The 6,895-nt window shown below is 39.0% G+C and carries 6 protein-coding genes and 1 riboswitch; all 6 genes read right to left on the bottom strand.

The window, feature by feature from the left end; genetic code table 11:
• Window positions 1-81: 81 nt before the first annotated feature.
• Window positions 82-175: riboswitch (cyclic di-GMP riboswitch) on the bottom strand.
• Window positions 176-285: 110 nt separating this feature from the next.
• The 6 genes from PHO70_08425 to PHO70_08400 all read right to left on the bottom strand — a co-directional run bounded on the left by PHO70_08425 (window position 286) and on the right by PHO70_08400 (window position 6,792).
• The gene (locus tag PHO70_08425) at window positions 286-708 is read right to left on the bottom strand and encodes a hypothetical protein (protein ID MDD5432986.1); all 423 of its coding nucleotides are present in this window, start codon (window positions 706-708) and stop codon (window positions 286-288) included.
• 68 nt (window positions 709-776) lie between these two features.
• Window positions 777-1,238 carry a peptidoglycan-binding domain-containing protein gene (locus tag PHO70_08420; protein ID MDD5432985.1) on the bottom strand — a complete coding sequence of 154 codons (462 nt, stop codon included), beginning with the start codon at window positions 1,236-1,238 and terminating at the stop codon, window positions 777-779.
• Window positions 1,239-1,743: 505 nt separating this feature from the next.
• Window positions 1,744-2,940, bottom strand: coding sequence for an MFS transporter (locus tag PHO70_08415; protein ID MDD5432984.1), 1,197 nt, complete (start codon window positions 2,938-2,940; stop codon window positions 1,744-1,746).
• Between the two features lie 5 nt (window positions 2,941-2,945).
• Window positions 2,946-3,557 carry a 4Fe-4S dicluster domain-containing protein gene (locus tag PHO70_08410; protein ID MDD5432983.1) on the bottom strand — a complete coding sequence of 204 codons (612 nt, stop codon included), beginning with the start codon at window positions 3,555-3,557 and terminating at the stop codon, window positions 2,946-2,948.
• Window positions 3,558-3,586: 29 nt separating this feature from the next.
• Complete coding sequence (locus PHO70_08405; protein MDD5432982.1) at window positions 3,587-5,404, bottom strand: proton-conducting transporter membrane subunit; 1,818 nt, start codon at window positions 5,402-5,404, stop codon at window positions 3,587-3,589.
• On the bottom strand, window positions 5,404-6,792 hold the full coding sequence (locus tag PHO70_08400) for a proton-conducting transporter membrane subunit (protein MDD5432981.1): 1,389 nt from the start codon (window positions 6,790-6,792) through the stop codon (window positions 5,404-5,406). The genes PHO70_08405 and PHO70_08400 overlap by 1 nt, the downstream gene beginning before the upstream one ends.
• Window positions 6,793-6,895 lie beyond the last annotated feature (103 nt).

Genomic DNA, 6,895 nt, shown 5'->3' with positions numbered 1-6,895 from the left:
CTCTTCCGATCTTGTTTTTGTTGGGACCATAAAAGAAAGGGCCGATAAAGGCATTCGTTACACGCCAGAATCATCACCTTCTTCGGCAACCCAGCCACCATCCCCCGAGCCTGATGCCCGAGGATTAGGCCTGTGGCTTTGCGCCCCCACCTTTCGGTGCACGCCTTAAAGTGCTTGACTGCTTAAAGCGCGTCCGGAATTCTTTCCTACCCGGAGGTTTACCTTTATCGGCTACTTAAAGTATATATTAAATTTATTTGCTTTTCAAGGAAGGCAGAAAACTGTTTATTTCATAAGTGGTTCTTTTCTAAAGCCTTTCAGTAATCTATAAGAAAGAAAATAGGAATAGCTGTGAATTTCTGCCCTGTTAAAAATCAGATCCAAAATCATATGCTGCGTTATGCCTATGCTAAAGGCAATCCAAAATACCCCTAATTTAAATACATAAACAATCACCCATAGCAAAACAATGAGCTCCAGCGAATGAAAGAATAAAAACAATAAACTAAATCTCTTATTAATACACCAAGAATATATTTCTCTTAACTTGAGAGTAGGCCGTTCTTGCAAATAATAATCAAAGATATGGTCCACATCAATCAATACTCCGGAAACAAAAGAAATGACAAAAGCACTGAAAGACTTAAAAAATAAATATACTACAGAGCTTACTACGGCTGTGCAAACGATATGCCCAACTGGTTTCATGGGTATGCCCTCTCACAAAAAACCCCGCCTTATAAAAGGCGGGGTTTATTTACTGGCTATTGAATAACTTAATTATTTTTATTTGCTTCTGGCGCAGGAGAAGCCGCAGCATTCAAATAAGTGCTTAATTTAGACCAAGTTTTTGGACCAACTTTACCATCGGCTTCAAGGCCGTTTGCTTTCTGAAAAGCTTCAACTGCTTTCTTTGTCTTTGGGCCTTTTTTACCATCAACTATCCCTGTGTAAAAAGAGGCGTTTTTCAATGCTTTTTGGATCTCTTCTGTTGTTGGCTTATATGGCCCAGAAGGAGGTAAAGGCTCTAATTTTTCAACTCCGGAAACCGGAGCTTGCGTAACCTGAGGTTTAACTTCATTAACAACAGGAGCAACAGCATTAGTAGCATTAACAGCAGTCAATGATTCCATAGATACCGGCTCTTGCGCCATTTCCGGGTTTTGATCTTTCTTTGCACAACCAAATAAATAAAGCCCAACTACTAAAACCAACGCTAAAATCACAAATTTTCTCATTTCCAGCTCCTTTTTTGCCCACTAAGGGCACACTGGCGCAATTCCAATAAGCGCCAGGTGCTAAAATAGTTTAATATCACTAATATCTTATCAAAATGCCATAAAAAATCAAATAGAATTACACGAATCTTTATGGTTTTCGCTTCCGGCACTGAAGATTTTTGCCGTGCGCTGCGGTTTACTTCGTCGCTACGGCTTAGCGTTCTCTTGTAGCTGTCCTCCGCTCCTCGTAAATCCTTGCGCACTAGTGTTAGTAGCTGTGCCAAAAATCTTCTAATGTGCCGTCCGCAAAAACCATAAAGCTATAGATAATCTGTTTCAGCGGATGGCTTGGCTTTTGTTTTATCGGGGCCTCCGAGGATGCCGAGCGGGCACGGTTCGCCCGCTAAATACACGTAGCGAGAGCGAGGCACCGCAGGGGAGCGAAATTTTGCCTCGCAGGGGCAAAATAAGCGTCCCCGAGAAAACAGAAGACAAGGCAGACGCACCAAATATAGATTACAATCTAAAGCTCTCTTATCTGAGGATATGTCAAGTTTAGTGCAATAAAGAAAACTCCGCAGATAACACCGCTAATCATAATCGCGAATGAAACACCAAAAGCATGAGCAAGAAAACCTGCTATCAAATTGCCAAAAGGCATAATGCCGGCAAAGGTAAGCATAAATAAGCTCATCACCCTTCCTCTTACATGATCCGGCACGAGTGTTTGCAATAAAGTATTAACCAAGCTAATTGCGGTAACCGAAGACCAGCCTAAAATAATCAAAGAAATAATTGAAGTAAGATAAGTATTTGATAATGAAAAAAAGATTATTGCTGCTGAAAAAACTATTGAAGAATAAAACACTAATTGCCCCTTATATTTAAAATCTCCCAATCGGGCAAGAAGTAAAGCCGCAGCTAGAGCCCCAATCCCGGCGGAAGACATAAGAACACCTAAGCCTCTTGCTCCTGAATGAAGCACATCCTTTACAAAAACCGGCATTAATATGATATAAGAAATGCCGAACAAACTGGTCATTGCTACCATAGTAATCAGGACAAGAATGATGCGATTGGTTTTAATAAAACTAAAACACTCAAGAAGGTCATCTAATACCCCGTTTTTTTTCGTCCTGTATTCTGCAATAGTCGTCTTTATCATAAGAAGAGCAATAATTACAGCCAAAAAACTAATCCCATTTACATAGAAACATCCACTCATCCCAATCCCTGCAATCAAAACGCCTGCAAATGCCGGGCCAATGATACGGGCGGAATTAAATGCCGCTGAATTTAAAGCAATGGCATTCATCAGATGCTTTTTTCCAACCAAATCTACTACTACCGACTGCCGTGCGGGTGCATCAAACGCCATAATTACACCGTTTAACACAGCGATAATGATTATTTCAATAGTATTTATTAATTTTGCGTGAGTCAATACCGCAAGGACAAAAGCTAAAATCATAAAGGAAATTTGCGTAACCAATAAAATTGATTTTTTATTGAATCTATCGGCGGCGACTCCGCCTAACAAAGAAAGGACAAAAACCGGGAAGGTCCCCAGGAATCCGACGACTCCTAACAGAAAAGCAGAATTAGTAAGGCTGAACACAAGCCAGCTTTGCGCAATCTGCTGAATCCAGGTCCCAATAAGAGAAATAAACATGCCAAACCAATAAAGCCTAAAATCCCTGATTTTTAGCGAAGAGAACATCGGTTTTAAGATTTGACAACTGCATCTCTTCTACAAGAGGGGCAGAGCACTTTAATGCGGTCGGCTCGAGAAGATACGGTTTCCTTTTTGGAAGAAAGGTTTGTTTTTAAGACAGCGCCGAGATTTCTTAAGTAGAATAAGATAAGCGAAGCATTGGAGAAACAAAGCGGGCCTAACCTATCAGCTACCCATTTATATTGATCAACCGGAACAATAATTTCTCCGCAACATTCGCATAGCATTAATTCTTTTTCAACGCGGTTGAACAAATCTTGGCGTGATTCTGTAGTAGCAAAATCAAACTCCTGAGAAAGCTTAATACCTTTTTGCGTAAGGCAATTTGCCTGGCACTGCCCGCAGAAAATACAAATATCCCAATGCACAATTAAAACTCTCCTTGCTTTTCCGCCCTTGATCTCATCTACAACTTCAATTGCTTTAGTAGGGCAAACCTGAGCACAGGCAGTGCATCCCACACAATCCTCTTCGTGAAAATATGGCCTGCCTCTAAATCTTTCAAACGGCTTGTGAGGCTTACGCGGGAAATCACTTGTAAATGGGCCTTTAATTAATGCTCTTATTACTTCTTTTAACTCTCTAATCTTTGGATATCTCATTTTATAATTAATTAACTCCGAGCTTATATTTAGCGCGATCTATGCTTAAATAAAAAACCTATTAATGATATTAAACTTACCGGTAATTTAGAAATAACATCAGTAACGCGGTCAATAAAAATATAAATTATGTACCCGAATAACCTTAATACTGCACCTATTAAGTTATAAAAATCAAAAGATTCTATACTAAAAATCAAATAAAGCCTACTTAGGACAGGAATATTCTCTAATGTCTTGTAAAATTCTGTTGCCGGGAAGCTTGGGCCGAAAGTCGCCACATCCTCCCCTCCTATAAATAAATTATCCTGCCTCTGAGACTTAGCCTCCCGCGAATTATAGAAAATTAACCCGGCAACTAAACCTACGAATATCCAAATGAAAGCAAATAAGCTATTCCAATTCCCGGTAAACATTATTTCCTGCATAAAAACAGGCTGGATAAAATATTTTATGAAAAAGTACGGAAAAACACCCAACAAAACACAAAGTATTGCTAAGACAGACAGAGGAAACTGCATTGTTGCCGAGATTTTGGGAAGCGCCTCTACTTTCTTGTCTTCTCCGAGGAAAATTGCATGTATAAACTTGATAAAACTTGCCAAGGTTAAAACACTTCCAAACATCGCTGACAAAAGTGCTAATATGCAAACTATTTTCATTGAGATAGAAGCATTTGAAAATGCTGATATAACACCTTGGTAGAGCATCCATTTTGATGAAAACCCGTTAAATGGAGGCACTCCAGAGATAGATAATGCAAAAACAACTCCCGAGACAAAAACTACCGGCATTGAACGAGCAAGCCCGCCCATTTTATCCAGTTCAAATGTATTCTTTTTTTGCGCGGCACACGCACCGGTTAGAAATAAGCCACTTTTATAAATAGAGTTATTAATCATATGGAATATCGCCCCACACGCTCCTATCGGAAGGCCGGTACCGAAACCTAAAACCATGTAACCAACCTGGCTGATTGCATGAAACGATAACAATTTTCTTAAGTCGTGTTGAATTAAAGCCAGCATCACCGCAAACATAATTGTCGCGCTTCCGATTAATAGCAAAATCATTAAAGCTGCGTTATTTAAAACAAAGAAATCGCTGCAAACCCTCGCTAGAAGATAGATCCCCAGCAATTTATCCAATGAGCCCGGCAATATCGCCATGACCGGCAAAGGGGCGGATTCGCTGGCAGTGGGAATCCAGGTATGAAACGGCGCGCATCCTGCTTTTGCAAAAGCACCGATCAGCATTAACACAAAAGCCAACCAATGTAGCGGGCTATCTAATGGGACGCTTGCTGACAAAGGCATCAAAGTAGATCCTGTAATAAATATGTACAAACATACCCCTAAGATTAATGAAAAATCTCCGAATCCAACAACAACCAAAGCTTTGTTTGCGGAAACACTTGAGCCTAAGTTTAATAAAGCATAAAGTAACGCTAATGTAGCCCCCCAACCAAAAAGAAAAATTACAAAATCAGCGCTCAAGCAGGCTAAATTAGAAAAGGCGATCAACCAGATAAGCAGGCTAAAATACAGCCTATTATCCTTAATCTCGTTATAACCTCTTGAAAAAAAACAGACAATTAAACCAAAGAAATTAACAAATACCAGAATAAACTTTGAAAAAGAATTTAAACTAAACAATAAATCATAACTACCTACAAGATTTATCGTTAATCCGGAAGGCGCTTTTACTAAAAGCCAAAGAGAAGAAATGAGCCCTATCAGAAAAGATAACAATGCGATATTGCCCCTGTGTTTCGCGGGCTTTATCAATAAAATAAAAAACCCAAGAAATAAAGGCAAGGAAAAAAGTAAGAATAGTCCGGTTTTCATTATTTTATTAAGTTAGATACCAAATTAAATGGCCCCTGGAAAAATACTCCAAGAACTAGGCACAAAAACCCTAAGGCCAAAACCACCCACACCATTATTGAATTATTGTTCTCTTTTAAAGTATCATTATTAGAACTAAGGAATAACCTGTTATACAAACGCATAAGATAAAATAGAGTAAACAATACTCCGGTTATCGCAACAACCCCTGCAAATATTTCCCCTGACCTGATTAAAGTAAGGATGCTAAAAAACTTCGGCCAGAAGCCTATAAAAGGCGGCAGCCCCATAACCGAGAATGCACATAAAAGAAATGCCAAAGAGGTTTTAGGAAAATTCTTTGCTGAACAACCCGGATCGCTTATATTTAATGCCTTAGCTTTTTGCTCCACTATGCCAGCGCACAAAAATAACCCAGCGGCAGCAAGACAATGAGCCAGCAAATAAATTAAGCCGACCTTAAAAGATGTGGTACTTTGAGTTATGAATTCAATTAAAATATAACCAATCTGGCTGATAACCGAGTAGACTAAAATCTTTTTTATATTGGTTTCCACCAACGCAGAAGCTGCTGCAACAATTAAAGTAGCCACGCTAAAATAAAGCGTTATGTTTATAAAAAGCGCGCTTTCCAGAAAAGTCAGGCTAAAAACGCGCGCAAAAACATAAAGGCCCATCTTCACAAACAAAACAGCGCTTAATAACGCGACTACTACTGTTGGAGCAGCTGCAGCTTCCACCAGCCAAGACTGTAAGGGGAATATCGCACTTCTTACAACAATTCCTGCAAACAGCAAAAATGCTATAAGATTGGTTAAATTTGCCCCCCTTAAAGAATTCAGATCTAAGGTATGATAATTAATATAAATTAAAATAATTCCGGCTGATAATAAAAAGAAACCCAGCAAATTAGTAATAAACGCTCGGCTCGCAGCTTTAACGCTCTCTTTGTCTTTATTTAGGCGAATAAGCCTCCAAGAACAAACTGAAGCAAATTCCCAAAAAAATAACATAAGGATTAAATTTGCGGAAAACACTAAACCTAACATGTTCCCAACCAGTAAAGCCGTCCAGAAGTAGAAACGTTTTCCATAAGCATCGCTGTTTTCCCGGCAATACAAAACAATCAAGAAAGACACAAGAGCGCATGCAGAAGCCATAAATGCGCTTAATCCATCAGCAATAAAAGAAAAACTAAACCATGCACAAATATATTTCGTAAATAATATTTGCCCGTGCTTTATTACCGAGAAAATAACAAATATGCTGGCAAAGAATGCACTACCCAAAGCAAAAGTAAGCAAATCTGACCTAAGCCTCTTAGAAAGAATCAAAATTAAGAGTGCTGCCAAAAAAGGCAAAGTTATGCAAATAATCAATGCGTTCATTATTTAATCTTTAATAAATTCTTGGCTATTTTCTTTGTGTGATAATAAACCGCCGCTGTAAAATCCAGCATATTTAAATACATATTGCAGGCCATCGGGCTGC

The organism is Candidatus Omnitrophota bacterium (genome assembly GCA_028715415.1).
Taxonomy (GTDB): Bacteria; Omnitrophota; Gorgyraeia; order Gygaellales; family Profunditerraquicolaceae; genus JAQURX01.
The sequence above is the reverse complement of the archived record's forward strand: the minus strand, read 5'-3'. Positions and strand labels throughout refer to the sequence as shown.

What these genes read in the sequence shown, in the direction of transcription:
- PHO70_08425 (MDD5432986.1), bottom strand. Translation starts at nt 708, where the DNA reads ATGAAACCAGTTGGGCATATCGTTTGCACAGCCGTAGTAAGCTCTGTA.
- PHO70_08420 (MDD5432985.1), bottom strand. Translation starts at nt 1,238, where the DNA reads ATGAGAAAATTTGTGATTTTAGCGTTGGTTTTAGTAGTTGGGCTTTAT.
- PHO70_08400 (MDD5432981.1), bottom strand. Translation starts at nt 6,792, where the DNA reads ATGAACGCATTGATTATTTGCATAACTTTGCCTTTTTTGGCAGCACTC.
- PHO70_08415 (MDD5432984.1), bottom strand. Translation starts at nt 2,940, where the DNA reads ATGTTCTCTTCGCTAAAAATCAGGGATTTTAGGCTTTATTGGTTTGGC.
- PHO70_08405 (MDD5432982.1), bottom strand. Translation starts at nt 5,404, where the DNA reads ATGAAAACCGGACTATTCTTACTTTTTTCCTTGCCTTTATTTCTTGGG.
- PHO70_08410 (MDD5432983.1), bottom strand. Translation starts at nt 3,557, where the DNA reads ATGAGATATCCAAAGATTAGAGAGTTAAAAGAAGTAATAAGAGCATTA.